This is a genomic window from Phenylobacterium sp. GW823-FHT02A09 (assembly GCF_058797775.1).
On record NZ_JBXAJZ010000001.1, the window covers coordinates 538,653 to 563,423 of the forward strand.

Here is a 24,771-nt window from a genome sequence, read left to right on the forward strand (position 1 = left end):
TCGGTGGGACGCCTCATTCCCCACCAAATGCGGTTCACGGTCATGTGATCCGAACTCTCCCAGCGCTCCAGCGGTTCTGGCGGCCGGAGGACAAGGCGCCTCCAGTTTCTTAGCGACCCTGGGAGGGTGACCTTATGAAATCCAAGCTTCTCACATCGGCTGCCGCGCTGGTGATCGGCCTCGGCATGAGCACCATGGCTATCGCGCAGGTCGACAATACGACGACCGACAACGCGTCGACGGCGACGGTGACCCAAGCGACCACCGACAATTCGAACAACTCCACAACCGACAACTCGGACAATTCGGACAACTCCGACAACTCGACCACCGACAATTCGAACAACTCCACGACGGACAATTCGAACAACTCGGACAACTCGAATAATTCGGACAACTCGAACAGCTCGGACAATTCGAACAGTTCGACGACCGACAACTCCGACAACTCGGATAACTCGGACAACTCGACGACGGCGACCTACACCGCGGTGTCCACGCAGACGCTCAGCGGCACGGTCACCGGCGCTCCGGTTTCCACCAACGGCGGCGATGGCGCGACTGGCTCCATTACGACCGGCAACGCGTCGTTCGACGGCGCAGCGTTCGGCGGCATCCAAACCGCGAACGCCAACTCCGGCATCAACGCTCAAGGCCAGGCCGCGACGTCGCTGTCGGCGAACGCCAACATCAGCTTCGGCGCTCCGTAAGCGTACCCGGGCCGGCGTCTTCGGGCGCCGGCCCGTACTCGCATTCGAGGTTTTGGGGATATGGAGGGAGCGATGTCGAGGTGGATGTTCGGCGGCCTCATTCTGGCGGCCTTGGGCGCTTCCAGCGTAGCCATGGCTCAAGAGGCGCCCGCCACGACCGCGCCGGCGGCAACTGGAACGCCGGACGCGACTCCGATCGGAGATGCCGAGCTCGGAGCGATCAGCGGCGGGCAGGCGGTGGTGGTCGAAGCGCTCTCCAACCAGCAGCTCTCGGCCAGCAACTCCGGCTCGATCGAGGCCAATCAAGTGGCCACCGGCAACGTCGATTTCTCGACAGGAGATTACTCCGGCATCGGCAATTTCGTCGTCAACACCGGCAACAACAACAACCTCCAGGGCGTGATCAGCGTCAACATCGCCACGCTGGGCGGACCGTAGGCAGAGCGCCATGCCGCCTCGGGGTCGACATGTCTTGGCCGCGGCGATCGTGGCGCTGTGCGCGTCGGGGAGCCCGGCGGCCGCCCAGATCGCCTTCACTGACGGCGGATCGCTGTTCGCGCTAGACCGCGTCACGACCTTCCGCGACATGCCTTTCAAGACCGTCGTGCGCCAGCAGTACGACTACAGCTGCGGCTCGGCGGCGCTGGCGACGCTGCTGCGTTACCACTACGGCGTCGACGTCACCGAGGGCGACATCTTCAAGGCGATGTACGCCGGGGGCGATCAGGCCCAGATCCAGAAGGTCGGCTTCTCGCTGCTCGACATGAAGCGCTACCTGGCGGCCCGCGGATACAAGGCCGACGGCTATCGCATCGACGCCGACGCTCTGGTGCATGCGAAGTGGCCGTCGATCGCCGTGATCACAGTCGGGACCTACAAGCACTTCGTGGTGGTCAAGGGCGCCGGGGACGGGCGGATACTCGTCGGCGACCCGGCGCTGGGCCTGAAGTCCTATCGGCAGGCCGAGTTCGAGAAGGTCTGGAACGGGATCGTGTTCGGGATCCACTCCGGGCCCGGCCGTGGCCTCTACAACGCCGATAACGAATGGGCTGCGGCCACCACCTCGCTGTTCGGCCAGCCGATGACCGACGACTCGCTGGCCGCCCTCACGATGCAGTTGCCGCCGCTCTATCAGGTGGTCTGGGAGAACCGGCCTGCGGCCGGTTTCTGACGCCATGCGGTATGTCTCGTTCATCGCTGCGCTCTTCCTGGGTTTCATCGCCAGCGTGGGAGCTGCGAGCGCCGAGCCGGCGTTCGGCGCGCCGTTGAGCGATGAGGAACTGGCCGTCGAACGCGGGGGAATCCAGCTGCCGAGTGGAATGGAGGTCGGCTTCGGCGCCTCGGTGCGGACCTTCGTCGACGGCGCGTTGGTGCTGGAGACCAAGCTGGTCTGGACTGACCAGGGCGCGATGCAGTCCGAGGCGGCTCCCGCGCTCGCAAGCCAGGGGCAGACCGGCCAGATCACCTTGTCCGACGGGGCTGCGCAGTTGCCTGGCGTGACTGTGAGCGGCGATGGCGGCTCGACCGTGGTGCTGCACGAACTGAGCGCCGCGAGGATCGCCAATGTCGTCGTCAACACGGCCAACAATCGCGACATCCGCCAGGAGGTCCAGATCGACCTGAAGATACCGGAACTGACCCAGTTCCAGCAGTCGGCGATCCAGGAGCGCGCCAACATGCGGATGATGGAGTCGGTCGGCGCGGCGCTCGGCGACGCCGCGCGACGCTGACCCTCAGAAGGAGTAGGGGGCCCGCACGGTCAGCCGCATGTCGGGCGCGTCGCTCGTCACCCCGAATTCGAAGCTGTTGATCAGCGTGATCCGTCGGTTCAGCCGATACGACAGGCTCATCTGCAGGGCGCCGATCGAAAGGCTGTTCGAGCTCTGCGTCGTGCCGTTGATCTCGGTGTCGGTCGGGAAGATGTAGTGGTGCTGGTAGCCGAACGAGACTGAGAACTTCGGATTGAGCGCCAGGCCGAAGCCGATGCTGGCGTTGATGCCGTCCCCGGGGTCCACTTCGCCGACGAAGATGTTGTTGCCGACAGCCTTGTCTACGTTGCCCGCGAAGTTGTGCAGGTAGCTGATCCCGCCGTAGATCACCGCCGGATCGCTGGGATAGAGCATCGTCAGGCCCAGTTCGCTCGCCCAGAAGCCGGAGCCCGTCGCCAGGCCCTTGGCGACGGCGAAGTCGTCGAAGTCGACGTCATAGGGGCCGACGCCGGTGTCGGACTTGACCCGAAGCCCCGCCACGAAAATCGGCCAGCCGTTGTCGCCGCTGTTGAGTTGGTAGCGGCCGGACACCTCGACGTCGCCGAGGTCGTTGGCGTCCAGTTCCATGGTGCGGGTGACGGCCCGGTCGGCGGCCGCCACTGTGGTGATCCGGTCGTGGCGATAGACGTAGGGAACACGCGCCTCCACCTCGAGGCGGTTGGTCACGCCGTAGCGCGCGGCGAGCGTGCCGACGACGGAATCGCGGTCCGCATCACCGGCCTCGATCAGGCCGAGATTGATCCCCGGGACGATCTCGACCCCCCGGAACGTCAGGCGATTGGTGCTGGCGCGCACGTATTCGACCGTGGGATCGAACACGAAGCGGCCCGGTGGGGTCAGGACGCCCAGGCGTTCGGGGATGGCGGCGACCTCCCGGGCCTTCTGCTCGGTCGTCGCCGGCGGCGGGGCCTCGCCGACCGGCCGTGACGGCAGTTGGGCGGAGGCGCTCGTCGCCGCCGGCCCTAGAGGCGGGTTGAGCGGAGCCGCGGCCTGCTGGGGCGCGGCGGTGCGCCCGGCGCGGATCTCTCCGAGGGGGTCGTCGCGCGTCGCGCGCAGCGCCCGCAGTTCCAGGTCCTGTTGCTGGATCAGCACGGCCTGCTCGGCGAGCTTGCGTTCCTGGGCGGAGAGCCGGGACGACTGGTCGACGAGCAGGGCCTCGATACGCTCGAGTTTGGAAGAGATGTCTTCCTGGGCGTGAGCGGGGGCGCTGATCGCCAGGCTGACGACCGCTGCGCCGATGATAGTCAGGCGGCGCAGGGCGCGAGATGGTGATGTGGTCATCTGCTCGATCCGGACTGTGGAGACCCATCGGCCGCCGACTAAACGGCAGGCTCGGCTGGAGGGTTCAATCATGCGCCCGAGGCCTGGGGCGCCGGCGCGGGGCGGCGCGCAAGATGTCGGCGTGCGGCGGGCAGGTCGTAGTCGAGCAGTTCGGCCAGACGGGCGCGGGCCCTGCTGACGCGGCTCTTGAGGGTGCCGGTCGCGCAGCCGCAGACCTCGGCCGCTTCCTCATAGCTGAGGCCGGCGACCACAATCAGCAGCAGGGCGTCTCGGGTGTCGGGCGTCAGGCGATCCAGCGACCGCAGCAGGTCGCCGAACTCGACCTGCCATTCCTGGTCGGGGGTGCAGGCGAGCTGGGCCGTCAGCTTTCCATCGACGTCCTGAACCACGAGGCGGCGCCGGGCGTGGTTCGAATAGAAGATGTTGCGCAGGATCTTGTAGAGCCAGGCCTTGAGGTTGGTTCCTGGCTCATAGGCCGTGCGAAATCGCCACGCTCGGACGAGCGTGTCCTGCACCAGGTCGTCGGCCTCCGGTCTGGAGCGTGTGAGACTCATGGCATAGGCGCGCATCATCGGGATCAGCGCGATGACGGCGTCCGGGAACACGTCTCGCATAGGGGGTAGCCCTCCACACCGCGAAGGCTCAACAGGCCCTCGTCCTTTCCTCTCCCCCTTCCGACGCTGCGGCATGGGTGTGCCGATGTCGGATAACGCTGTTACTATTACCTGCGGTTTGCGTATTCAAGGCGAACGATGGTGTCGTGGGGTTTCGACCTGAGGTAAGCGTGACGTGCGCGTCAGAATCGGATGAAATGGGCCTGCCCAATAGTCTCGCTTGTTAATATAAGTTAAGGCGAAATATTGAGTGCGGTATTGATCGAATATTCAATCGTCGTGGTAATGGTGCCACTATAACTTGAATTAAAACGCATTAGCCTAGCTTGTCGACGCTAGGGTGGAACGCGCAAACCGTTGAGGACTCGACGTTTCGGAGCGCGCCTGGACTTGCGCCGGAGTCATGCGTGCGGCTAGGCAGGCGGGGACTAACGCGGGCGTTGCGTGCGCCACAGCGATCTCTAGGCGTCGTCCCGGACGTGATGTTGCAATCGACCACCAACGCTATGCGCTACCGCGCCCTTGGGCGAACCGGTTTGGCCGTCTCCGAGATCGGCTTGGGCTGCGCCAGCTGGTGGGGCCAGAAAGCGTTCGACGAGCGTCAGGCGACGAACCTGGTCCACGCGGCGCTGGATCGCGGCGTCACCTTCTTCGACACCGGCGCGGCCTATTCCGGCGGCGAGGCGGAGCCGCGGCTGGGGCGGGCCTTGAAGGGCAGGGCGCTGGATGGCGTGGTGATCGCCACCAAGGCCGGGACCTATCACGACGGCGCACGCGTGGCGCGCGACTTCCGGCCGTCGGCGATCATCGCCAGCGTCGAGCGCAGCCTGCGCAATCTTGGCCTGGAGCACCTGCCGCTCCTGCAACTGCACGGGCCGGCGGTCGCCGAGCTGGACCATGACACGCTGGAGGCGTTGGCGTCGCTGAAGCGCCGCGGCCTGATCGGCGCGGTCGGCGCCAACAGTTTCGATCCGGCGGTGATCGAGCACATCATCGGCCTGCCGGATTTCGACGTCGTGATGGTCGACTACAACGTCCTGCGGCCCGAGCGCGCCGCCCTGATCGCCCAGGCCGCTCAACAGGGCAAAGGCGTCTTGGCGGGCATGGCGCTGGCCATGGGGCATGCCAACGGGCAGGTGCTGCGCCTGCGTGCGCCGCGCGACGTCTGGTACGCGCTGCGGGCGCTGAAGAACCATCGCGCCGACGTCGCCAAGGGCGCGCGCTTCGGTTTCCTGCGGCAGCTCGACGATATGACGGCGGCTCAGGCGGCGCTGGCCTATGTGCTCGCCGATCCGAACGTGTCCTGCGCCGTTGTCGGCACGACGCGGATGGCGCATCTGATCGACAATCTGGCCGCCTCTGGCATGAGCTTGTCGCCGGCGGTGTCGGCGCGGATCCGGCGGGCGCAAGGACTGGAGTAGGGCGATGCGGAGCGATGCCGATTTCCTGGGCCAGGCCGTGGATCTGGCGATGGCCAACGTCCTCGACAACGGCGGCCGGCCGTTCGGGGCGCTGGTGGTCAAGGACGGCGAGGTGATCGCCGTCGGCGTCAACGAGATCGGCGCGACCGGCGATCCGACAGCTCATGCCGAGCTGACGGCGATACGGCGCGCAGCCCAGGCGTTGGGCGCGCCGCGGCTGGACGGCTGCGTCGTCTATGCGAGCGGCCAGCCGTGTCCGATGTGCCTGGCGGCGATGCACATGACCGGCGTGCGCCGGGTGCGCTTCTGCTACTCGAACGAAGACGGCGAGCCCTACGGCCTCTCGACCGCGGCCGTGTACGCCCAGATGGCCCAGCCCCTTGAGGCGCAGGCGATCGACATCGCCCATCAGCCGATCTCGGGCGAGGGGCCGTCGCTCTATGCGCTCTGGAAAGCGCGCCGGGATGGCTGAAAACCGAACTTAGTTTGGATTCAAAGGGTTGTTGTGACCGCGTGCAGATTGAGCTTTCATCGGCTCAACGGCGCCGGGCGGCAGCTGCGACCAGGCGTCGATCACATAGGGAGATCGCGCGATGGCTGACGGCGCCATGAAGCTGGCCGACGAGGCCAAGGCCAGGGCCTATTCCTTGCCGCTGGACGAGTTCCACCCCGGCGATCCCGATCTCTTCCGCACCGACACGCACTGGCCGTATTTCGAGCGGCTGCGGCGCGAGGACCCGGTGCATTGGTGCCGCGACAGCGAGTTCGGGCCGTACTGGTCGATCACCAAGTTCAACGACATCATGGCCGTGGACACCAACCACGGCGTCTTCTCTTCGGAAGCGGCGCTGGGCGGGATCACGATCCGGGATGCGCGGCCGGACCTGCGTCGCCCCAGCTTCATCGCCATGGACCCGCCCAAGCACGACGTGCAGCGCAAGACCGTCAGCCCGGTGGTGTCGCCGGCCAACCTGCAGGTGCTGGAGCCGATCATCCGCGAGCGGGCGGGACGGATTCTCGACGAGCTGCCGGTGGGCGAGACCTTCGACTGGGTCGACCGGGTGTCGATCGAGCTGACCACCCAGATGCTGGCGACGCTGTTCGATTATCCGTTCGAGCAACGCCGGCGGCTGACGCGCTGGTCGGACGTCGCGACCACCATCCCGATGCCCGGGGCGCTCTGCGAAACCGAGGAGGCGCGGCAGGCCGAGCTGATGGAGTGCCTGGCCAGCTTCACCGAGCTCTGGAACCAGCGGGTCAACGCCCCGCCGTCCGGCGATCTGATCTCGATGCTGGCGCATGGCGAGGCCACGCGGAACATGAGCCCGGACGAGTACCTCGGGAACATCATCCTGTTGATCGTCGGCGGCAACGACACCACCCGCAATTCGATCAGCGGCGGGCTGCTGGCCTTGAACCAGAACCCGGAGCAGTACGAGAAGCTGAAGGCCGACCAAAGCCTGATCCCGTCGATGGTCTCGGAGATCATCCGCTGGCAGACGCCGCTGGCCCACATGCGGCGGACCGCGCTGGAGGACATCGAGGTCGGCGGCAAGACGATCCGAAAGGGCGACAAGGTCGTGATGTGGTACGTCTCGGGCAACCGCGATGACGAGGTGATCGCCAACCCCGACGCCTTCGTCATCGACCGCGAGCGCGCGCGCCAGCACCTGTCCTTCGGCTTCGGCATCCACCGCTGCGTCGGCAATCGCCTGGCGGAGATGCAGCTGCGCATCGTCTGGGAGGAAATCCTCAAGCGCTTCAAGCACGTGGAGGTGGTCGGCGAGCCGCGCCGGGTGCGCTCCAGCTTCGTGAAGGGCTACGAGACGCTGCCGGTCCGCATTCATGCCTAGCTGACGCGACGGCGCCCTTTCCCTGGGCCGCGAGAGGCGTAGTCTTCTCGCATAACAACGATAACCAGGGTGGAGACGTGTCATGGCCGTGGACCTCGGGCCTCTCGACCAGGCGTTGGAAACGGCGCACCTGCCGGCCTTGTCTGCGGCGCTGGTGCACCTCACCGGCGATCCCAGTTGGCTGCGGCCCGAGTGGCGGCCAGCCTATACGCCGCTGTCACGCGGGGAGACCGGCGTACCCGAGGTCGAGCAGACCAAGATGCGCAAGCTCGCCAAGGCGGCGATCAGCGACTACCTGACCGGCAAGGTCCCGATGGCGTCGACGCCGTCCCCTGAGATGGTCCGCGAGATGATGAGCTTCGTCGCTGGCGCCGACATTCCCGACGGCTATGGCGATTTCCTGACCGACGAGTTGGCGCTGGACGGCCATTCGTCGAAGGATCCGAACTGGTCGCCGGAGCTGAAGACCGTCGCGCGCCGGCTGCATGTGCTGGTGATCGGGGCCGGCATGTCGGGGCTGCTGACCGCCTTGCGCCTGGAGCAGGCCGGGGTGCCGTTCCAGGTGGTCGACAAGAACGCCGACGTCGGCGGGACCTGGCTGGAGAACACCTATCCCGGCTGCCGGGTGGACTCCTCCAACCACATGTACTCGTACAGCTTCGAGCCGAACCACTTCTGGCCGCAGCACTTCTCCACCCAACCGGTGCTGCTGGACTATTTCCGCGGCGTCGCGGCCAAGCACGACCTGAAGAAGCACGTCCGCTTCTCGACCACGGTCGAGGAGATGGTCTGGGACGATCGCCGGGGCGTCTGGAAGATCCGCCTCAAGACGCCTGAGGGCATCGAGCATGTCGAGGCGAACGCCGTCGTCACCGCGGTGGGTCAGCTCAACCGCCCGCGCTTCCCGGAGATCAAGGGGCGGGAGCGCTTCGCGGGGCCCGCCTTCCATTCGGCCGAGTGGCGCCACGACGTCGACCTGACCGGCAAGCGCGTGGCGGTGATCGGCACTGGGGCCAGCGCCTATCAGTTCGTGCCTGAAATTGCGGGCAAGGTCGCCAGCCTGACCGTCTTCCAGCGCACGCCGCCCTGGGGCTTCCCGGTCGCGCACTATCACGAGGACGTCCCTGAGGGGATGAACTGGCTGATGGAGCACGTGCCGTTCTACGACAAATGGTACCGCTTCTGGATGTTCTGGATGGTGACCGACGGGCTGCTGCCCATGGTCACCGCCGATCCCGGCTGGAACGGCCCGCCGACGGCCGTGAGCGAGCTCAACCAGGGCTTCCGCGACATGATCGCGATGGCCATCGCCGAGCAGGCGCCGAACCGCCCCGACCTCGTGGAGAAGGTGATCCCGACCTATCCCGTTGGCGGCAAGCGCTCGCTGCTCGACAACGGCGTCTGGATGGCGGCCCTCCAGCGCCCGAACGTCGAACTGGTGACCGAGGGCATCAGCGAGATCACCGAGACCGGCGTGGTCACCGCGGATGGCAAGGCGCGCGACTTCGACGTCATCATCTACGGCACCGGCTTCTACGCCTCGAAGTTCCTATGGCCGATGAAGATCAAGGGCCGCGACGGCGCGGACCTGCACGAGACCTGGGGCGGGGACGCGCGCGCCTATCTGGGCATGACGACGCCGGGGTTCCCGAACCTGTTCATGATCTACGGGCCGAACACCAACATCGTGGTCAACGGCTCGATCATCTTCTTCTCCGAGTGCAGCGTCCGCTACATCGTCGGGTGCCTGAAGCTGCTGGCCCAGACGGGGGCGGTGGCGATGGAGCCGCGCCGTGACGTGCATGACGCCTTCAACGCGCGGGTGGACGCCGGCAACAGCCTGATGGCCTGGGGCGCGCCGCAGGTGAGCAGTTGGTACAAGAGCGAGAGCGGCCGGGTCAGCCAGAACTGGCCGTTCGCTCTGGTCGACTACTGGCGCGCGACCCTGTCGCCTGACCCCAACGACTTCGTGCTGACCAAGAGCGCCGAGTTGGTGAGCTAGGGGAGGGGCCGATGAGCGAACTTCTGGGCGGCTGCGCCTGCGGCAAGGTCCGCTACAAGGTCAGCCAGGCGCCGATGGGCGTGGGCGTCTGTCACTGCCGGCAGTGCCAGTACAGCTCCGGCGGCGGCCCGAACTATGTGGCGCTCGTGATGCGTGACGCCTTCGAGGTGACGAGCGGCGCTCCCAAGTCCTTCGCCAGTCCAGGCGGCAGCGGCCAGGATGTGCAGCGAGCCTTTTGCCCCGACTGCGGGACGCCGCTCTATTCCGATCCGGTGGTGCTGCCGTTCCTGGCGGTGAAGCTCGGCGGACTGGATGATCCGTCGGCGCTGTCGCCCGGCATGCACATCTGGACTGTCGAGGCGCCGTCCTGGCACCAGATGACGCCAGGGCTGCCCGTGTTCGAGCGCGGACCGCCTGGATAGACGGAGGGGCGTACTGCCGGGCGACTTCGGCCCGCAGGCGTGGCTATGCTGGCGAGCGATTTACCGCTCGGAGATTCCCCATGGCCCTGAAGCTCAACGTCATCGTCTGTTCGACCCGGCCCGGACGCGTCGGCATTTCGATCGGCCGCTGGTTCGAGGAATACGCCAAGGCTCACGGCGGCTTCGAGGTGAGCCTGGAGGACCTGGCGGACTACGCCTTGCCGGTGTTCGACGAGCCGCACCATCCGCGCCTGCGCAAGTACGAGCACGACCATACCAAGGCCTGGAGCAAGAGCGTCGAGAGCGCCGACGCCTTTGTTTTCGTGACGCCGGAGTACAATTTTGGGCCGCCGCCCTCGCTGGTGAACGCGATGAACTATCTGGTGCTCGAGTGGCACAACAAGGTCGCTGGCTTCGTCAGCTATGGCGGCGTCTCTGGCGGCATCCGGGCCACCCAGGCCGAGAAGCTGATGATGACCAGCTTCAAGATCATGCCGCTGCCCGAACAGGTGATGATCCCGATGTTTAGCCAGCACCTGGACGAGGAGAAGCGCTTCACTCCGAACGACATCCATCTGGCCTCGGCCAAGGCGATGCTGGATGAACTGGTCCGTTGGGGCGGGGCGCTGAAGGGGATGCGCGAAGCGTCCGCCTAGGCGCGCCGGCGCAGCAGGCGGTCGAGCAGCACGAAGCCCAGCCCGACCGCCAGGAAGAAGGCGCTCATCACGGCCATGTTCGTCAGCACCTTGGCGTAGCCGAGAGCGCCCGCGTCGAGGAAGGGATACGGGTAGAAGCCCGAGATCGGGCCGCGCGCCAGGCTGTAGATTCCGAAGCCGAGCGGGAAGATCAGCCAGCCGGCCACCGCCTTGGCGCGCAGCGTGCCCTTGGGCGTGAAGGCCAGCCAGTCCACCAGGAACAGCGCCGGCGTCACGTAGTGCAGCGTGGTGTCGGCGACCCATTGCAGGCCCTGCGGGCTCCAGAGCGCTTGCAGCACGACGACATAGGTGACGGCGGTGACGCTCGTATAGAGCACGACCGCAGTCCGCACGGCGGGGGCGGCGAAGAAGCGGCCCAGCGGACTGGCCGGCGCGGTGGTCGGCGCCGACAGGGCGACGGCCGCCAGCAGGTTGCTGAGGATCGTGAAGTAGCTGAAGAAATTGACGGTGCGCGTGGCGAACTCCGCCCCGGCCTGGCCCCGCACGAGCAGATAGTACTGCAGCAGCAGCCCGAACCAGGCCGCCAGCGCTGCAAAACTGCGGTAGGCCCTCATGGCGTCATCCTCCCAGCGACGGGCCAGGGGACCGCGCGTCGTCGGGTATGGTCAAGCCCTGAGGAGGGGGAGGCGCCCCGCACGGGGCGGAGCGCCTCGCCAAGTCCGTCAGGCCGACGCCGCGCCCTTGCGGACGCGTCGCGCGGCCCTGATCGCCGCTCCGGTCATGCCGAAGCCGACGATCATGATCGCCCAGGTCGTGGGTTCCGGAACGCCGGACAGCACCGCCGAGGAGTTTGCGTAATCCCAGGTCCCCTTGAAGCCCTGGGTCCCGTAGGTGTTTCCGTAAAGCCCCTCGCCGGGCTCGATCCGGAACTCGGACAGCCGGAAGACGGGGACCGTGTCGGTCCAGGTCGGCACCATCTCGCCCGAGATCCCGGTCACCTTGCCGCCGGAGAAGCGGATCGACGGGTCGGCATAGTAGTTCTCGTCATCCACGTAGATCGGAAATCCGTCGTACATCTCGTGGATGGAGTTCCAGGTCAGGCCCCCGACGTCGAGTTTCCAGAATTCCTCGCCGTCGGTCGGCAGGCCGTACAGCCCCGCGACAAAACCTCCGCCCTGATTGAATACCCGGTCGGCGCTGAATCGCGCGGTCAGCGTGACGACATCCCCAACGGCGAGCTTCTGGTCGACCCCGGTGTTGAGTTCCCACGGGCTGTAGCCCAACTCGTTGACCAGCTCTCCTTGCAGCGTGACTTCGTAGAAGCGCGCGGCGTGGGCCGAACCGGACCAGAAGCAGGCAGCCGCCGCGAAGGCGACAACCGGCGCATAAGCTCTTGGCATAGCGTCCTCCCTCATTGGCGGCAGCGGACGCCCGGCGCCACCTCAAGTCAAGCGGAGCCATTTCAAGTTTTTTGCGGGTGCGGCGCGCGCGCAAGCGGGGGGGCGCTTTGCGCTATCTTCTTGAGATTTCGGGAAGAAGTGGCGCGAATGACGGGGCTCGAACCCGCGACCTCCGGCGTGACAGGCCGGCGCTCTAACCAACTGAGCTACATCCGCGTGACGGCGACGTCGCCGCGAGGGGCGTCTGATATGACCGACCCGGAATCGTGTCAACGGCCAATTGCGCGCAGCTGTGGATAAAGCGCCCAGACCTGCATTTTCTTGCTCGAAGGGCGGGCGAGGGGCCTCAAGTGTTGCGAGTGATTATCAATCGTAATTTCTGTCGACCCGAAGATGTGTGAGCCTGGATCACGGGCGCCGGCCTCCGAATTCACAGACAATGCAGGTTGCGCGTATTTGCGATACCACCGGTCGCACCACGCCGTTTGAACCCTGAGCGATGCTGGTCTAGAAGGGCGCGCGACTCCTTCGAGGATTCCATGAACGCCTTTCTTTTGCAGTATCTGCCCATCGTGATCTTCCTTGGGATCGCGACCGCCCTGGGCCTCGCATTCATCGTGGCTTCGGCCACGCTGTCGCCGCAGGCCCCGGATCCCGAGAAGCTGTCCACCTACGAGTGCGGCTTCAACGCCTTCGACGATGCGCGAATGAAGTTCGACGTCCGGTTCTATCTGGTGTCGATCCTCTTCATCATCTTCGACCTTGAAGTGGCGTTCCTGTTCCCGTGGGCGGTGTCGCTCATGAAGCTGCCGCAGGAGCTCGGACAGTTCGCCTTCTGGTCGATGATGACCTTCCTGGGCGTGCTGACCGTCGGCTTCATCTACGAATGGAAGAAAGGCGCCCTGGAATGGGAGTGATCGTTCCCGCGGGTTCGGCCGGCCGTTCGACGGTCGAAGGCTACGACCCCAAGCTCCACGACCCCTTCTTCGACGGCGTGTCGAATGAACTGGCCGACAAGGGCTTTATTACGGCGGCCGCCGACGACCTCATCACCTGGGCGCGCACCGGCTCGCTCATGTGGATGACGTTCGGCCTGGCCTGCTGCGCGGTCGAGATGATGCAGGCGTCGATGCCGCGTTACGACCTGGAGCGCTACGGCTTCGCGCCGCGCGCCAGTCCGCGCCAGTCGGACGTGATGATCGTCGCCGGCACGCTGTGCAACAAGATGGCCCCGGCTCTGCGCAAGGTCTACGACCAGATGCCGGAGCCGCGCTACGTCATCTCGATGGGCTCGTGCGCCAACGGCGGCGGCTATTATTACTTCTCCTATTCGGTGGTGCGCGGCTGCGACCGCATCGTTCCGGTCGACATCTATGTCCCGGGCTGCCCGCCGACGGCTGAAGCGCTGGTCTACGGCGTGCTGCAGCTGCAGAAGAAGATCCGCCGGACGGGGACCATCGAGCGATGAGCTGGCCCCTGACCGAAGACGCCCTGCAGGCGCTGGGCAACGAAATCCTGACCTCGGGAACCGGCGCGATCGCCGGTTTTCATGTCGAGTACGGCGAGCTGACCCTCACGGGGCCGGCCAACCGTATCGTCGAGGCGCTGACCCAGCTGCGCGACCAGTTCGGCTTTCATCAGCTGATCGATCTGTGCGGCGTCGACTATCCCGAGCGCGCCCAGCGCTTCGACGTGGTCTTCCACCTGCTGTCGATGACCAAGAACCAGCGCGTCCGCATCAAGGTGCAGACCGACGAGGACACCCCGGTTCCGACCGTCACCGGCGTCTATCCGTGCGCCGACTGGTTCGAGCGCGAGGCGTTCGACATGTACGGGATCTTCTTCGAGGGGCACCCGGACCTGCGCCGCATCCTCACCGACTACGGCTTCCACGGACATCCGCTGCGGAAGGACTTCCCGATGACCGGCTACGTCGAGCTTCGCTACGACGACGAGCTGAAGAGGGTGGTCTACGAGCCGGTGAAGTCGGTCGAATTCCGTAACTGGGACTTCCTGTCGCCCTGGGAAGGCGCCGAGTACGTGCTGCCGGGCGATGAAAAGGCGGAGGCGAAATAATGGCCGACGACGCATCGAACCCGGTCGCGATCCCGGAAACCCCGGTCCGCAAGTTCAACATCAACTTTGGTCCGCAACACCCCGCGGCGCACGGCGTTCTGCGCCTTGTGCTCGAGTTGGACGGTGAAGTCGTCGAGCGGGTCGACCCGCACGTCGGCCTGCTGCATCGCGGCACCGAAAAGCTGATGGAGTACCGGACCTACCTTCAGAACATCCCGTACTTCGACCGCCTCGACTACGTGGCGCCGATGAACCAGGAACATGCATTCTGCCTGGCCATCGAGAAGCTGCTCGGGCTGGACGTGCCGATCCGCGGCTCGATCATCCGGGTCATGTTCTCGGAAATCGGCCGGATCCTGAATCACCTGCTCAATGTCACCACGCAGGCGATGGACGTCGGCGCGCTGACGCCGCCGCTGTGGGGCTTCGAAGAGCGCGAGAAGCTGATGGTGTTCTACGAGCGCGCCTGCGGCGCTCGCCTGCACGCCAACTACTTCCGCCCGGGCGGCGTCCACCAGGACCTGCCCGACGCGCTGGTCGACGACATCCGCGACTGGGCCGTCGCCTTCGAGCGTCCGATCAGCGACATCGACAAGCTGATCACCGGCAACCGCATCTTCAAGCAGCGCAACGTCGACATCGGCGTGGTGTCCAAGGAAGAGGCGATCAACTGGGGCTTCTCGGGCGTCATGGTGCGCGGTTCGGGCATCGCCTGGGACCTGCGCCGCAGCCAGCCCTACGAGTGCTACGACGACTTTGAGTTCGACATCCCGCTCGGCGTCAACGGCGACTGCTACGATCGCTATCTCTGCCGTATGGAAGAGATGCGTCAGAGCGCGAAGATCATCATCCAATGCGCTGATCGGCTTAAGAAAACGCCGGGCCCGGTGCTGACGGAAGACAACAAGTTCGCGCCGCCGCGCCGCGGTGAGATGAAGCGTTCGATGGAAGCGCTCATCCATCACTTCAAGCTCTACACCGAAGGCTTCCGCACGCCCCCGGGCGAGGTCTATGCCTGCGTGGAAGCGCCGAAGGGCGAGTTCGGCGTGTTCGTCGTGTCGGACGGCACCAACAAGCCGTATCGCTGCAAGATCCGCGCGCCGGGCTATCCGCACCTGATGGCGATGGACTGGCTGAACCGCGGTCACATGCTGGCCGACGTGTCGGCCATCCTCGGCTCGCTGGACATCGTGTTCGGGGAGATCGACCGGTGAGCGCGCCTGCCTGCATCGCCCCGTTCGACGTGGCCGAGGCCCAGCTCGAGGCTTACAACGCCCAGGATCTGGACGGGCACTGCGCCTGCTTCGCCGACGACATCATCGTCGCCGACCTGAACGGCGCGGTGACGATCTCTGGAATCGAGGCGTATCGCGCCAAGTACCAGCAGGTTTTCGCCGACTTCCCGCACAATCATGCCGAGCTGCTGAACCGCATCGTGGTCGGCAATCGGGTCATCGACCATGAGCGAGTGAAGCGTTCGCCTGACGCCGATCCGTTCGAGGTCGCCGCCATATACACCGTCTCGGACGCCAAGATCGTCCGTGTCGACTTCGTGAAGTGAGGATCGCTTGAGCGTTCGCCGCCTCTCTCCGAACCAGCCCGCCAGCTTCGAGTTCTCCGCGGAGACCAAGAAGACGGCGGAATGGTGGATCTCCAAGTTCCCGGCCGGCCGCCAGCAATCGGCGGTCATTCCGATTCTGTGGCTCGTGCAGAAGCAGGAAGGCTGGGTCTCCGAGCCCGCGATCCGACTGATCGCCGAAATGCTGGGCATGGCCCAGATCCGGGTGCTGGAGGTCGCGACCTTCTACACCATGTTCATGCTCGAGCCGGTCGGCAGCCACGCGCTGGTGCAGGTCTGCGGCACCACGCCGTGTGCGCTGCGCGGCGCCAACGAGCTGATGGCCCATTGCAAGAAGCGGCTTGGCCCGAAGGATCACCTGTCGGCGGACGGCAAGTTCTACTGGCAGGAAGTCGAATGCCTCGGCGCCTGTTCGAACGCGCCGATGGCCGCGATCAATGACTATTACTACGAGGACCTGACGGTCGAGACGCTCGACCAGATTCTCGACGAGTTCGCCGCCGGCAAGCCGCGCGCCCCGGGTTCGGTGATCGGCCGCAGCGGTTCGGCCCCTGAGGGCGGCCCACTGACGCTGAGCGATCCGTCGCTCTTCGACGGGACCCGCGCCAAGCCGATCAAGTCGCTCCCCAACGCGCCCAAGCCTTCGAAGGGCGCCAAGGAGCCGGCGCAGTGAGCGGAATGAATGCGATCGCGCGCCCGGCGGGCGCGGACAGAGGAGTTTAGGGGCCTTGGTCGGTATTCTCGAAGACAAGGACCGCATCTTCACGAACCTCTACGGCCTGCACGACTGGGGCCTCGAGGGAGCGAAGAAGCGTGGGGCCTGGAACGGCACGCGTGAGATGCTGAAGCAGACGCCGGAATGGCTCTGCGACCAGATCAAGGCGTCGGGGCTGCGCGGCCGCGGCGGCGCGGGTTTCTCCACCGGCTTGAAGTGGACCTTCATGCCCAAGCAGGAGAGCGAGCGTCCCCACTATCTGGTGGTCAACGCCGACGAATCCGAGCCGGGCACCTGCAAGGACCGCGAGATCATGCGCAATGATCCGCACCTGCTGATCGAAGGCTGCCTGATCGCCAGCTACGCGATCCGCGCGCACACCTGCTACATCTACATCCGCGGCGAGTACGTGCACGAGCGCGAGCGCCTGGAAGCGGCGATAAAGCAGGCCTACGAGGCCAAGCTGATCGGCAAGGGCAACGTCCACGGCTGGGACTTCGACCTGCACGTCACCCACGGCGGCGGCGCCTATATCTGCGGCGACGAAACAGCGCTGATGGAAAGCCTGGAAGGCAAGAAGGGCCAGCCGCGCCTGAAGCCGCCGTTCCCGGCCGGCGCCGGCATCTACGGCTGCCCGACCACCATCAACAACGTCGAGTCGATCTCGGTCGTCGGCACCATCCTGCGCCGCGGCGCCGAGTGGTTCGCCGGCTTCGGCCGCCCGAACAACACCGGCACCAAGCTCATGGCCATCTCGGGCCACGTGAACAAGCCGTGCGTCGTCGAAGAGGCGATGTCGATCCCGCTGAAGCAGCTTCTGGAAGACCACTGCGGCGGCATTCGCGGCGGCTGGGGCAACCTGAAGGCGGTCATCCCCGGCGGCTCGTCGGTGCGCATGATCCCGGCCCACGAGGCCGAGACCGCGCTGATGGACTTCGACAGCCTCTCGGCGCTGAAGTCGGGCCTCGGCACCGCCGCGGTGATCGTGATGGACCAGTCCACCGACATCGTGAAGGCGATCGCGCGCCTCTCGTACTTCTACAAGCATGAGAGCTGCGGCCAGTGCACGCCGTGCCGCGAAGGCACCGGCTGGATGTGGCGGGTCATGGAGCGCATGGTCACCGGCGAAGCCGAAATGCGCGAGATCGACATGCTGCTGGACGTCGCCAGCCAGGTCGAAGGCCACACCATCTGCGGTCTCGGCGACGCGGCGGCCTGGCCGATCCAGGGCCTGTTCCGCCACTTCCGCCACGAAGTGGAAGACCGCATCACCCAATATCGGGCCGGAAGGCCGCATGTGCAGGGCGCGTCCCTGCAAGCGGCGGAGTAACCCCTAATGCCCAAGGCTAAAGTCAACGGCGCTGAGGTCGAGTTCGAACCCGGCATGACGGTTCTGCAGGTGGCGGAACTGGCTGGGGAAGAAATCCCGCGCTTCTGCTACCACGAGCGCCTCAGCATCGCCGGCAACTGCCGCATGTGCCTTGTCGAGGTGAAGCCCGGCCCGCCGAAGCCGCAGGCGTCCTGCGCGCTGCCGGCCGCCGAAGGCCAGGAAATCTTCACCAACACGCCGATGGTGAAGAAGGCGCGCGAAGGGGTGATGGAGTTCCTGCTCATCAACCACCCGCTGGACTGCCCGATCTGCGACCAGGGCGGCGAGTGCGACCTGCAGGACCAGGCCATGGGCTATGGCCGCGACGACAGCCGCTACGCCGAGAACAAGCGGGCCGTCGAAGAAAAGTACATGGGTCCGCTCATCAAGACGGTGATGACCCGCTGCATCCAGTGCACGCGCTGCGTCCGCTTCATCACCGAAGTGGCCGGGGTGCCGGACATCGGTCTCATCTCGCGCGGCGAAGACGTTGAAATCACGACCTATCTCGACAAGTCGGTCGGGTCGGAACTGTCCGCCAATGTCATCGACCTGTGCCCGGTCGGCGCTCTGACCTCCAAGCCGTACGCCTTCAATGCGCGTCCGTGGGAGTTGAAGAAAACCGAGAGCGTCGACGTCATGGACGCGCTCGGCTCGGCCATCCGCGTCGACAGCCGCGGCCCTGCCGTGCTGCGGGTGCTGCCGCGCCTGAACGAAGAGATCAACGAAGAGTGGATCAGCGACAAGACGCGCTACGCCGTCGACGGCCTGTCGCGTCAGCGCCTGGACCAGCCGTTCGTCCGTAAGGACGGCCGCCTGCAGCCGGCGACCTGGGCGCAGGCGTTCGAGCTGATCACCGCCAAGGTGAAAGCTGCCAGCGGCGAGCGCATCGGCGTCATCGCCGGCGACGTCCAGGACGTGGAATCCATGGCCGCGGCCAAGGACCTGTTCACGGCGCTCGGCTCGGCCAACATCGACTGCCGCCAGGACGGCATGGCGCTCGGCGCCGGTCCGCGCGAGAGCTGGCTGATGAACTCGACCATCGCCGGCATCGAAGAGGCCGACGTGATCCTGCTGGTCGGGACCAATCCGCGCGTCGAGGCCCCGGTGTTCAACGCCCGCCTGCGCAAGCGCTGGCTGGCCGGAGCGCTTCGGGTCGGCGTGATCGGCGAGCAGGCCGACCTGACCTACAAGTACGACTATCTCGGCGCCGGCGCCGCGACCCTCTCGGGTCTGAGCCGCGCCAAGAACGACTTCGTGGCGGCGCTCAAGACCGCCAAGAACCCGGCGATCATCGTCGGCGCCGGCGCCCTGTCGCGTGAGGACGGCCAGGCCGTGCTCGCCGCCGCCGCGGCCGCCGCCAAGAGCTTCGGCCTGACCTGGAATGTCTTGCACACCGCCGCTTCGCGCGTCGGCGGCCTGGACCTCGGCTTCGTGCCGGGCGAGGGCGGCAAGAGCGCCAAGGACATGGTGCAGCCGGGCGCTCTGGACGTGCTGTTCCTGCTGGGCGCGGACGAGATCGACGCCAAGGGCTCGGACGCCTTCAAGGTCTATCTGGGCACGCACGGCGACGCCGGCGCGCATTCGGCGGACGTGGTCCTGCCGGGCGCGACCTACACCGAGAAGGACGGCATCTACGTCAACACCGAGGGCCGCGTGCAGTTCGGCTACCGCGCCGTGTTCCCCAAGGGCGAGGCCCGCGAGGACTGGTCGGTGTTCCGCGCGCTCTCCGATCGTCTGGGCGTGACCTTGCCGTACGACACCCTGGCCCAACTGCGGGCCAAGCTCTTCGCCGACCACCCGACCTTCGGCCAGGTGGATTATGCGCCTGGCTCGGCCGGCGCGGCCCTGGACTTCGGTTCGCTGGGCGCGAAGGGCGAGGTCTCCGACGCTCCGTTCGAGAGCGCGGTGAAGACCTTCCATCTGACCAACGCCATCGCCCGCGCCAGCGTGACGATGGCTGAGTGCGCCGCCGTCGCTTCCGGCGCCGCCAAGATCGCGGCGGAGTAGGGGCATGGACGCTGTCGCCAACAACTTCTGGGCTACGCCGGGCGGCTGGACCCTGATCACGGTCGCGCAGATCCTGGCGGTCGTGCTGCCGCTGCTGGTCGCGCTCGCCTTCTTCATGCTCGCCGACCGGAAGATCTGGGCCGGCGTGCAGATGCGCAAAGGCCCCAACGTGGTCGGGCCGTTCGGCCTGCTGCAGTCCTTCGCCGACCTGATCAAGTTCGTGCTGAAGGAAATCGTCATCCCCGACGGGGCCGACAAGTTCGTCTTCCTGCTGGCCCCGGTTCTGACCTTCGTCCTGGCCATGGTCGGCTGGGCGGTGATCCCGTTCGCGCCGGGCTGGGTGGTCTCCGACATCAATGTCGGCGTGCTGTACCTGTTCGCGATCAGCTCGCTGGGCGTCTACGGCATCATCATGGGCGGCTGGGCTTCGAACTCGAAGTACCCGTTCCTCGGCTCGCTGCGGTCGGCGGCGCAGATGGTGTCGTACGAAGTCTCGATCGGCTTCGTCATCGTCACGGTCATCCTGCTGTCCGGCACGATGAACCTGCAGAAGATCGTCGAGCTGCAATCCGGCGGCTTCTGGAACTGGAACGTGTTCGGCGGCCAGGGTCTGCACAACCTGCCGCTGGCGCTGATCATGATCCCGATGGCGGTGATCTTCTTCATCTCGGCCCTGGCCGAGACCAACCGCCCGCCGTTCGACCTGCCGGAAGCCGAATCCGAACTCGTGGCCGGCTATCAGGTCGAGTACTCGTCCAGCCCGTTCCTGCTGTTCATGATCGGCGAGCTGGTGAACATCGTGCTGATGTGCGCCCTGATCTCGGTGATGTTCTTCGGCGGCTGGCAGGCCCCGATCGACCTGCCGTGGGTCGCCAGCTGGCCGCCCACCGTGCAGAGCTTCTACGGCCTGATGTGGTTCGTCATGAAGATCTGCTTCTTCTTCTTCCTGATCGGGATGGTGAAGGCGATCGTGCCGCGCTACCGCTACGACCAACTGATGCGCCTGGGCTGGAAGGTCTTCCTGCCGACCTCGCTGGTCGCGGTGGTCCTGGTCGCCGGCTGGCGCGTTTTCGGTCCGGGGGGCGCATGAGGACGGTCATGGCCAGCATCCTCCTGATTTCCCTTTCGTCCTGCGCCAGCGCGGCGGGCGGCCCCGATGTGACCGGGGGCGTCGCCAGCTACGACGCCCTGAAGTCCGCCAGCGCGGCCTGCTCGGCCAAGGGCGGAGAGCTGGTTCGCAGCCCCGAGGGCTCGGGCAAGCGCATGACCGACTACGCCTGCAAGAGAAAGTAACCGCGAAATGATGCAGCGAATTTCACAAGCAGTCAGGGGCGCGGCCCTGATGGACTTCGTCGGGGCCTTCGGCCTGGCGATGAAGTACATGGTCAAGCCGAAGGCGACCGTGCAGTACCCGCACGAGCGCGGCCCGCAATCGCCGCGCTTCCGTGGCGAGCACGCGCTGCGCCGCTATCCCAACGGGGAAGAGCGCTGCATCGCCTGCAAGCTCTGCGAGGCGATCTGCCCGGCGCAGGCCATCACCATCGAAGCCGAACCGCGCGACGACGGCAGCCGCCGTACGACCCGGTACGACATCGACATGGTCAAGTGCATCTACTGCGGTCTGTGCCAGGAGGCCTGCCCGGTGGACGCCATCGTCGAGGGCCCGAACATCGAGTTCGCCGTCGAGACCCGCGAGGAGCTCTACTACGACAAGGAGCGCCTGCTCTCGAACGGCGACCGCTGGGAACGGCAGATCGCGAAGAACCTGGAACTGGACGCGCCCTACCGGTAAGCGCCGGCGCATCCGTGAGACGACCACCTTCGCCTTGTCGGGCTTCCGGCGGGCGGACCAAGTAAACTAAGGGGCTGAGAAAAGCCGTCATGGCCTTGGCGATCGCATTCTACCTGCTGGCGGCGGTGACCGTAGGCGCAGGGTTCGGGGTGGTTTCCTCCCGAAATCCCGTGCACTCGGTGCTGTTCCTGATCCTCAGCTTCTTCTCGGCCGCGGGCCTTTTCGTGACCATGGGCGCGGAGTTCCTCGCGATGCTCCTCGTCGTCGTCTACGTCGGCGCGGTCGCGGTGCTCTTCCTCTTCGTCGTCATGATGCTGGACGTCGACTTCGCCGCGCTCCGGCAGGGCTTCGCGCGCTACATGCCGCTGGGCGGCCTGGTCGCCGGCGTCCTGGTGGTCGAGATGATCGTGGTCGCGACCGCGGTGGCGACGAGCGGCAAGCCGAAGGCCGATACGCCTCAGGTCTACGCCGACGTCTCCAACATCGAGACGATCGGCCGGGTGCTCTACACCGACTACGTCTACTTCTTCCAAGCCGCGGGGCTGGTGCTGCTGGTGGCCATGATCGGCGCCATCGTCCTGACCCTGCGCCACAAGCCGGGCGTGCGCCGCCAGGTCATCGTCGACCAGGTCGCCCGCACGCCGAAGACCGGCATGCGCGTCGTTCAGATCAAGCCGGGGCAGGGGATCGACCAATGATCGGGCTCACCCACTATCTCGCGGTGGCCGCGATCCTGTTCACCATCGGGGTGTTCGGGATCTTCGTGAACCGCAAGAACATCATCGTCATCCTGATGTCGATCGAGCTGATCCTGCTCGCCGTGAACATCAATCTCGTGGCGTTCTCGGTCTATCTCCACGACGTCGTGGGGCAGATCTACGCCATGTTCGTCCTCACCGTGGCGGCCGCCGAGGCCGCCGTGGGTCTGGCCATCCTTGTCACCTTCTTCCGTAACCGCGGCGACATCTCCGTCGACGACGTCTCGATGATGAAGGGCTGACGGACCTGAACATGACACCGCAGTCTCTGATCACCACCGTCGTCTTCGCGCCCCTGATCGGCGCGATCGTGGCCGGCCTGTTCGGCCGCCGCATCGGCAACGTCGCGTCTCAATCTATCACCACCGGCCTGCTGCTGCTGTCGGCCGTCCTGTCGTGGACGATCTTCAGCCAGTGGACCTGGGGCGGCCTCGAAGCCTTCACCATCAAGCTTCTGCCGTTCATCAACATCGGCGACTTCCAGTCGAACTGGTCGATCCGCCTCGACGGCCTGTCGGCGGTCATGCTGGTGGTCGTCACCAGCGTCTCCTCGCTCGTCCACGTCTACTCGTGGGGGTACATGGCCGAGGACGACAGCAAGCCGCGCTTCTTCGCGTACCTCTCGCTGTTCACCTTCGCCATGCTGGCGCTGGTCACCGCCGCCGACTTCATGCAGCTGTTCTTCGGCTGGGAAGGCGTGGGCCTGGCGAGCTACCTGCTGATCGGCTTCTGGTTCAAGAAGCCGACCGCCAACGCCGCGTCGATCAAGGCCTTCGTGGTCAACCGGGTCGGCGACTTCGGCTTCGCGCTCGGCATCATGACCGTCTACTGGATGTTCGGCACGATCCAGTTCGCCGAGCTGTTCCCGAAGATCGCCTCGATGTCCAACGAGGGCTGGTGGTTCGCCGGCTCCTACTGGCACGCGGTCGATCTGGCCTGCGCCCTGCTGTTCGTCGGCGCGATGGGTAAGTCGGCGCAGTTCTTCCTGCACACCTGGCTTCCGGACGCCATGGAAGGCCCGACCCCGGTGTCGGCGCTGATCCACGCCGCGACCATGGTCACCGCCGGCGTTTACATGGTCTGCCTGCTGTCGCCGATGTTCGAGTATGCGCCGTACGCCAAGCAGATCGTCACGATCATCGGCGCGGTCACCGCTCTGTTCGCCGCGACGGTCGGCCTGGCGCAGAACGACATCAAGCGCGTCATCGCCTACTCGACCTGTTCGCAGCTCGGCTACATGTTCTTCGCCGCCGGCGTGGGCGCCTACCAGGCGGCCATGTTCCACCTGTTCACGCACGCCTTCTTCAAGGCCCTGCTGTTCCTGGGCGCCGGCTCGGTGATCCACGGCATGCACCACGAGCAGGACATGCGGAAGATGGGCGCGCTGTGGAAGTACCTGCCGGTCACCTATGCGGTGATGACCATCGGCACCCTGGCGATCACGGGCTTCGGTCTGCCGAACCTGCACCTGGGCTTCGCGGGCTTCTACTCGAAGGACACCATCATCGAGAGCGCCTTCGCGGCCGGACAGCTGTACGGCGGCGCGGCCTACTTCGCCTTCGTCGTCAGCATCTTCGCCGCCGGCCTGACCGCCTTCTACTCGTGGCGCCTGGCGTTCATGACCTTCCACGGCACCGCCAAGTGGGGCCACCACGATGACCACGCGCACGATCATGCGCATGGCCATGGCCACGACGATCACGCCTCCTCGGCGCAGATCGAAACCCACGACGAGCCGCTGGCCGACCACGACCACGGTCATGGTCACGACCACAAGCCGCACGAGAGCCCCGTCATCATGCTCGTGCCGCTGCTGCTGCTGGCGTTCGGCGCCGTCGCGGCCGGCTACGTGTTCGTCGACCACTTCGTCGGCGAGGGCTGGACCGAGTTCTGGCGCGGCGCGATCTTCAACGGTGCGGACAACCACGTCCTGGAGCACGCCCACCACGTCCCGACCTGGGTGAAGTGGGCGCCGCTGGCGGTGTCGGCGATCGGCTTCGCCAGCGCCTACTACGTCTACATCATGCGTGAAGGTATGGGCGCAGCGATCGCGGCGCGGAAGGGACCGATGTGGACCTTCCTCTACAACAAGTGGTTCTTCGACGAGATCTATGAGGCGACCTTCGTGCGGGCCACCAAGTTCCTGGGCGACGTGTTCTGGAAGGTCGGCGACCAGAAGATCATCGACGGCCTTGGGCCGAACGGGGTCTCGGCGCTGTCCTACACCCTCGGCCGTCGGGCCGGGCGGCTGCAGACCGGCTACGTCTATCACTATGCGTTCGTAATGCTGCTCGGCGTGGCGGGACTATTGTCCTACGCGCTGTGGGCCTGGCAGGCTTAAGGG

General features: G+C 65.9%; 28 protein-coding genes and 1 tRNA gene. 24 read left to right on the plus strand and 5 right to left on the minus strand.

From position 1 onward, the window contains the following. The first annotated feature begins 134 nt into the window (after positions 1-134). From AC1Q87_RS02795 to AC1Q87_RS02810, 4 genes are all read left to right on the plus strand, one after another. Positions 135-710 carry a hypothetical protein gene (locus AC1Q87_RS02795; RefSeq protein ID WP_492607479.1) on the plus strand — a complete coding sequence of 192 codons (576 nt, stop codon included), beginning with the start codon at positions 135-137 and terminating at the stop codon, positions 708-710. An 84-nt stretch (positions 711-794) separates the two neighbouring features. Then, a complete protein-coding gene (locus AC1Q87_RS02800; protein ID WP_492607480.1) occupies positions 795-1,148 on the plus strand; it encodes a hypothetical protein in 354 nt (117 codons plus the stop codon). A 34-nt stretch (positions 1,149-1,182) separates the two neighbouring features. Beyond that, positions 1,183-1,881, plus strand: a complete 699-nt coding sequence (locus AC1Q87_RS02805) for a C39 family peptidase (protein ID WP_492607481.1) — start codon at positions 1,183-1,185, stop codon at positions 1,879-1,881. A gap of 4 nt (positions 1,882-1,885) precedes the next feature. Then, positions 1,886-2,440: a hypothetical protein gene (locus AC1Q87_RS02810; protein ID WP_492607482.1), complete on the plus strand. Its 555-nt coding sequence runs from the start codon at positions 1,886-1,888 to the stop codon at positions 2,438-2,440. A gap of 3 nt (positions 2,441-2,443) precedes the next feature. Here the strand turns inward: AC1Q87_RS02810 and AC1Q87_RS02815 are convergent, their stop codons facing one another. Continuing rightward, positions 2,444-3,760 carry a transporter gene (locus AC1Q87_RS02815; RefSeq protein ID WP_492607483.1) on the minus strand — a complete coding sequence of 439 codons (1,317 nt, stop codon included), beginning with the start codon at positions 3,758-3,760 and terminating at the stop codon, positions 2,444-2,446. Positions 3,761-3,828: 68 nt separating this feature from the next. Continuing rightward, complete coding sequence (locus tag AC1Q87_RS02820; RefSeq protein ID WP_492607484.1) at positions 3,829-4,374, minus strand: sigma-70 family RNA polymerase sigma factor; 546 nt, start codon at positions 4,372-4,374, stop codon at positions 3,829-3,831. Between the two features lie 482 nt (positions 4,375-4,856). Here AC1Q87_RS02820 and AC1Q87_RS02825 point away from each other — a divergent pair, with 482 nt between their 5' ends. From AC1Q87_RS02825 to AC1Q87_RS02850, 6 genes are all read left to right on the plus strand, one after another. Beyond that, a complete protein-coding gene (locus tag AC1Q87_RS02825) occupies positions 4,857-5,795 on the plus strand; it encodes an aldo/keto reductase (protein WP_492607485.1) in 939 nt (312 codons plus the stop codon). 4 nt (positions 5,796-5,799) lie between these two features. Next, the gene (locus AC1Q87_RS02830) at positions 5,800-6,267 is read left to right on the plus strand and encodes a nucleoside deaminase (RefSeq protein WP_492607486.1); all 468 of its coding nucleotides are present in this window, start codon (positions 5,800-5,802) and stop codon (positions 6,265-6,267) included. 121 nt (positions 6,268-6,388) lie between these two features. Beyond that, a complete protein-coding gene (locus tag AC1Q87_RS02835; RefSeq protein ID WP_492607487.1) occupies positions 6,389-7,648 on the plus strand; it encodes a cytochrome P450 in 1,260 nt (419 codons plus the stop codon). Positions 7,649-7,730: 82 nt separating this feature from the next. Continuing rightward, on the plus strand, positions 7,731-9,650 hold the full coding sequence (locus AC1Q87_RS02840) for a flavin-containing monooxygenase (RefSeq protein WP_492607488.1): 1,920 nt from the start codon (positions 7,731-7,733) through the stop codon (positions 9,648-9,650). 11 nt (positions 9,651-9,661) lie between these two features. Further along, positions 9,662-10,072: a GFA family protein gene (locus tag AC1Q87_RS02845; RefSeq protein ID WP_492607489.1), complete on the plus strand. Its 411-nt coding sequence runs from the start codon at positions 9,662-9,664 to the stop codon at positions 10,070-10,072. 80 nt (positions 10,073-10,152) lie between these two features. Further along, complete coding sequence (locus AC1Q87_RS02850) at positions 10,153-10,728, plus strand: NADPH-dependent FMN reductase (protein WP_492607490.1); 576 nt, start codon at positions 10,153-10,155, stop codon at positions 10,726-10,728. Here AC1Q87_RS02850 and AC1Q87_RS02855 read toward each other — a convergent pair. From AC1Q87_RS02855 to AC1Q87_RS02865, 3 genes are all read right to left on the minus strand, one after another. Beyond that, entirely contained in the window at positions 10,725-11,342 is a 618-nt protein-coding gene (locus AC1Q87_RS02855) for a Pr6Pr family membrane protein (RefSeq protein WP_492607491.1), read from the minus strand. The genes AC1Q87_RS02850 and AC1Q87_RS02855 overlap by 4 nt on opposite strands. A 108-nt stretch (positions 11,343-11,450) precedes the next feature. Next, entirely contained in the window at positions 11,451-12,128 is a 678-nt protein-coding gene (locus tag AC1Q87_RS02860; RefSeq protein WP_492607492.1) for a PEPxxWA-CTERM sorting domain-containing protein, read from the minus strand. A 139-nt stretch (positions 12,129-12,267) separates the two neighbouring features. Beyond that, positions 12,268-12,344: transfer RNA gene (locus AC1Q87_RS02865), tRNA-Asp, on the minus strand. A gap of 323 nt (positions 12,345-12,667) precedes the next feature. On the opposite strand from AC1Q87_RS02865, the gene AC1Q87_RS02870 reads away from it, so the two are divergent. From AC1Q87_RS02870 to nuoL, 14 genes are all read left to right on the plus strand, one after another. Next, on the plus strand, positions 12,668-13,045 hold the full coding sequence (locus tag AC1Q87_RS02870; RefSeq protein ID WP_056018620.1) for an NADH-quinone oxidoreductase subunit A: 378 nt from the start codon (positions 12,668-12,670) through the stop codon (positions 13,043-13,045). Further along, a complete protein-coding gene (locus AC1Q87_RS02875) occupies positions 13,015-13,596 on the plus strand; it encodes a NuoB/complex I 20 kDa subunit family protein (RefSeq protein ID WP_267233039.1) in 582 nt (193 codons plus the stop codon). Before AC1Q87_RS02870 ends, AC1Q87_RS02875 begins: the two co-directional genes overlap by 31 nt. Further along, positions 13,593-14,204, plus strand: coding sequence for an NADH-quinone oxidoreductase subunit C (locus AC1Q87_RS02880; RefSeq protein ID WP_436061242.1), 612 nt, complete (start codon positions 13,593-13,595; stop codon positions 14,202-14,204). The genes AC1Q87_RS02875 and AC1Q87_RS02880 overlap by 4 nt, the downstream gene beginning before the upstream one ends. Then, positions 14,204-15,418 (plus strand): NADH-quinone oxidoreductase subunit D, encoded by a 1,215-nt coding sequence (locus AC1Q87_RS02885; protein ID WP_492607493.1) that lies wholly within the window; start codon positions 14,204-14,206, stop codon positions 15,416-15,418. The genes AC1Q87_RS02880 and AC1Q87_RS02885 overlap by 1 nt, the downstream gene beginning before the upstream one ends. Continuing rightward, positions 15,415-15,765, plus strand: a complete 351-nt coding sequence (locus tag AC1Q87_RS02890) for a nuclear transport factor 2 family protein (RefSeq protein ID WP_492607494.1) — start codon at positions 15,415-15,417, stop codon at positions 15,763-15,765. Before AC1Q87_RS02885 ends, AC1Q87_RS02890 begins: the two co-directional genes overlap by 4 nt. Positions 15,766-15,772: 7 nt before the next feature. After that, the gene (nuoE, locus tag AC1Q87_RS02895) at positions 15,773-16,456 is read left to right on the plus strand and encodes an NADH-quinone oxidoreductase subunit NuoE (RefSeq protein ID WP_436061245.1); all 684 of its coding nucleotides are present in this window, start codon (positions 15,773-15,775) and stop codon (positions 16,454-16,456) included. Between the two features lie 55 nt (positions 16,457-16,511). Further along, a complete protein-coding gene (nuoF, locus tag AC1Q87_RS02900; RefSeq protein ID WP_492607495.1) occupies positions 16,512-17,828 on the plus strand; it encodes an NADH-quinone oxidoreductase subunit NuoF in 1,317 nt (438 codons plus the stop codon). Between the two features lie 6 nt (positions 17,829-17,834). Further along, a complete protein-coding gene (nuoG, locus tag AC1Q87_RS02905; RefSeq protein WP_492607496.1) occupies positions 17,835-19,877 on the plus strand; it encodes an NADH-quinone oxidoreductase subunit NuoG in 2,043 nt (680 codons plus the stop codon). Positions 19,878-19,881: 4 nt separating this feature from the next. Then, complete coding sequence (nuoH, locus tag AC1Q87_RS02910; protein WP_492607497.1) at positions 19,882-20,967, plus strand: NADH-quinone oxidoreductase subunit NuoH; 1,086 nt, start codon at positions 19,882-19,884, stop codon at positions 20,965-20,967. 8 nt (positions 20,968-20,975) lie between these two features. After that, the gene (locus AC1Q87_RS02915; protein ID WP_492607498.1) at positions 20,976-21,170 is read left to right on the plus strand and encodes a hypothetical protein; all 195 of its coding nucleotides are present in this window, start codon (positions 20,976-20,978) and stop codon (positions 21,168-21,170) included. A gap of 7 nt (positions 21,171-21,177) precedes the next feature. Then, a complete protein-coding gene (gene nuoI, locus AC1Q87_RS02920; protein ID WP_492607499.1) occupies positions 21,178-21,669 on the plus strand; it encodes an NADH-quinone oxidoreductase subunit NuoI in 492 nt (163 codons plus the stop codon). An 89-nt stretch (positions 21,670-21,758) separates the two neighbouring features. Further along, entirely contained in the window at positions 21,759-22,367 is a 609-nt protein-coding gene (locus tag AC1Q87_RS02925) for an NADH-quinone oxidoreductase subunit J (RefSeq protein WP_492607500.1), read from the plus strand. Beyond that, the gene (nuoK, locus tag AC1Q87_RS02930; protein ID WP_056018653.1) at positions 22,364-22,669 is read left to right on the plus strand and encodes an NADH-quinone oxidoreductase subunit NuoK; all 306 of its coding nucleotides are present in this window, start codon (positions 22,364-22,366) and stop codon (positions 22,667-22,669) included. The genes AC1Q87_RS02925 and nuoK overlap by 4 nt, the downstream gene beginning before the upstream one ends. 11 nt (positions 22,670-22,680) lie before the next feature. Further along, a complete protein-coding gene (nuoL, locus tag AC1Q87_RS02935) occupies positions 22,681-24,768 on the plus strand; it encodes an NADH-quinone oxidoreductase subunit L (RefSeq protein WP_492607501.1) in 2,088 nt (695 codons plus the stop codon). Positions 24,769-24,771: the final 3 nt, after the last annotated feature.

Bases quoted from the DNA above. Each gene is read 5' to 3' on its own strand.
- AC1Q87_RS02795 (WP_492607479.1), top strand. From the start codon at position 135: ATGAAATCCAAGCTTCTCACATCGGCTGCCGCGCTGGTGATCGGCCTC.
- AC1Q87_RS02800 (WP_492607480.1), top strand. From the start codon at position 795: ATGTTCGGCGGCCTCATTCTGGCGGCCTTGGGCGCTTCCAGCGTAGCC.
- AC1Q87_RS02810 (WP_492607482.1), top strand. From the start codon at position 1,886: ATGCGGTATGTCTCGTTCATCGCTGCGCTCTTCCTGGGTTTCATCGCC.
- AC1Q87_RS02815 (WP_492607483.1), bottom strand. From the start codon at position 3,760: ATGACCACATCACCATCTCGCGCCCTGCGCCGCCTGACTATCATCGGC.
- AC1Q87_RS02820 (WP_492607484.1), bottom strand. From the start codon at position 4,374: ATGCGAGACGTGTTCCCGGACGCCGTCATCGCGCTGATCCCGATGATG.
- AC1Q87_RS02825 (WP_492607485.1), top strand. From the start codon at position 4,857: ATGTTGCAATCGACCACCAACGCTATGCGCTACCGCGCCCTTGGGCGA.
- AC1Q87_RS02830 (WP_492607486.1), top strand. From the start codon at position 5,800: ATGCGGAGCGATGCCGATTTCCTGGGCCAGGCCGTGGATCTGGCGATG.
- AC1Q87_RS02835 (WP_492607487.1), top strand. From the start codon at position 6,389: ATGGCTGACGGCGCCATGAAGCTGGCCGACGAGGCCAAGGCCAGGGCC.
- AC1Q87_RS02840 (WP_492607488.1), top strand. From the start codon at position 7,731: ATGGCCGTGGACCTCGGGCCTCTCGACCAGGCGTTGGAAACGGCGCAC.
- AC1Q87_RS02845 (WP_492607489.1), top strand. From the start codon at position 9,662: ATGAGCGAACTTCTGGGCGGCTGCGCCTGCGGCAAGGTCCGCTACAAG.
- AC1Q87_RS02850 (WP_492607490.1), top strand. From the start codon at position 10,153: ATGGCCCTGAAGCTCAACGTCATCGTCTGTTCGACCCGGCCCGGACGC.
- AC1Q87_RS02855 (WP_492607491.1), bottom strand. From the start codon at position 11,342: ATGAGGGCCTACCGCAGTTTTGCAGCGCTGGCGGCCTGGTTCGGGCTG.
- AC1Q87_RS02860 (WP_492607492.1), bottom strand. From the start codon at position 12,128: ATGCCAAGAGCTTATGCGCCGGTTGTCGCCTTCGCGGCGGCTGCCTGC.
- AC1Q87_RS02870 (WP_056018620.1), top strand. From the start codon at position 12,668: ATGAACGCCTTTCTTTTGCAGTATCTGCCCATCGTGATCTTCCTTGGG.
- AC1Q87_RS02875 (WP_267233039.1), top strand. From the start codon at position 13,015: ATGGAAGAAAGGCGCCCTGGAATGGGAGTGATCGTTCCCGCGGGTTCG.
- AC1Q87_RS02880 (WP_436061242.1), top strand. From the start codon at position 13,593: ATGAGCTGGCCCCTGACCGAAGACGCCCTGCAGGCGCTGGGCAACGAA.
- AC1Q87_RS02885 (WP_492607493.1), top strand. From the start codon at position 14,204: ATGGCCGACGACGCATCGAACCCGGTCGCGATCCCGGAAACCCCGGTC.
- nuoG (WP_492607496.1), top strand. From the start codon at position 17,835: ATGCCCAAGGCTAAAGTCAACGGCGCTGAGGTCGAGTTCGAACCCGGC.
- nuoH (WP_492607497.1), top strand. From the start codon at position 19,882: ATGGACGCTGTCGCCAACAACTTCTGGGCTACGCCGGGCGGCTGGACC.
- AC1Q87_RS02915 (WP_492607498.1), top strand. From the start codon at position 20,976: ATGGCCAGCATCCTCCTGATTTCCCTTTCGTCCTGCGCCAGCGCGGCG.
- nuoI (WP_492607499.1), top strand. From the start codon at position 21,178: ATGATGCAGCGAATTTCACAAGCAGTCAGGGGCGCGGCCCTGATGGAC.
- AC1Q87_RS02925 (WP_492607500.1), top strand. From the start codon at position 21,759: ATGGCCTTGGCGATCGCATTCTACCTGCTGGCGGCGGTGACCGTAGGC.
- nuoK (WP_056018653.1), top strand. From the start codon at position 22,364: ATGATCGGGCTCACCCACTATCTCGCGGTGGCCGCGATCCTGTTCACC.
- nuoL (WP_492607501.1), top strand. From the start codon at position 22,681: ATGACACCGCAGTCTCTGATCACCACCGTCGTCTTCGCGCCCCTGATC.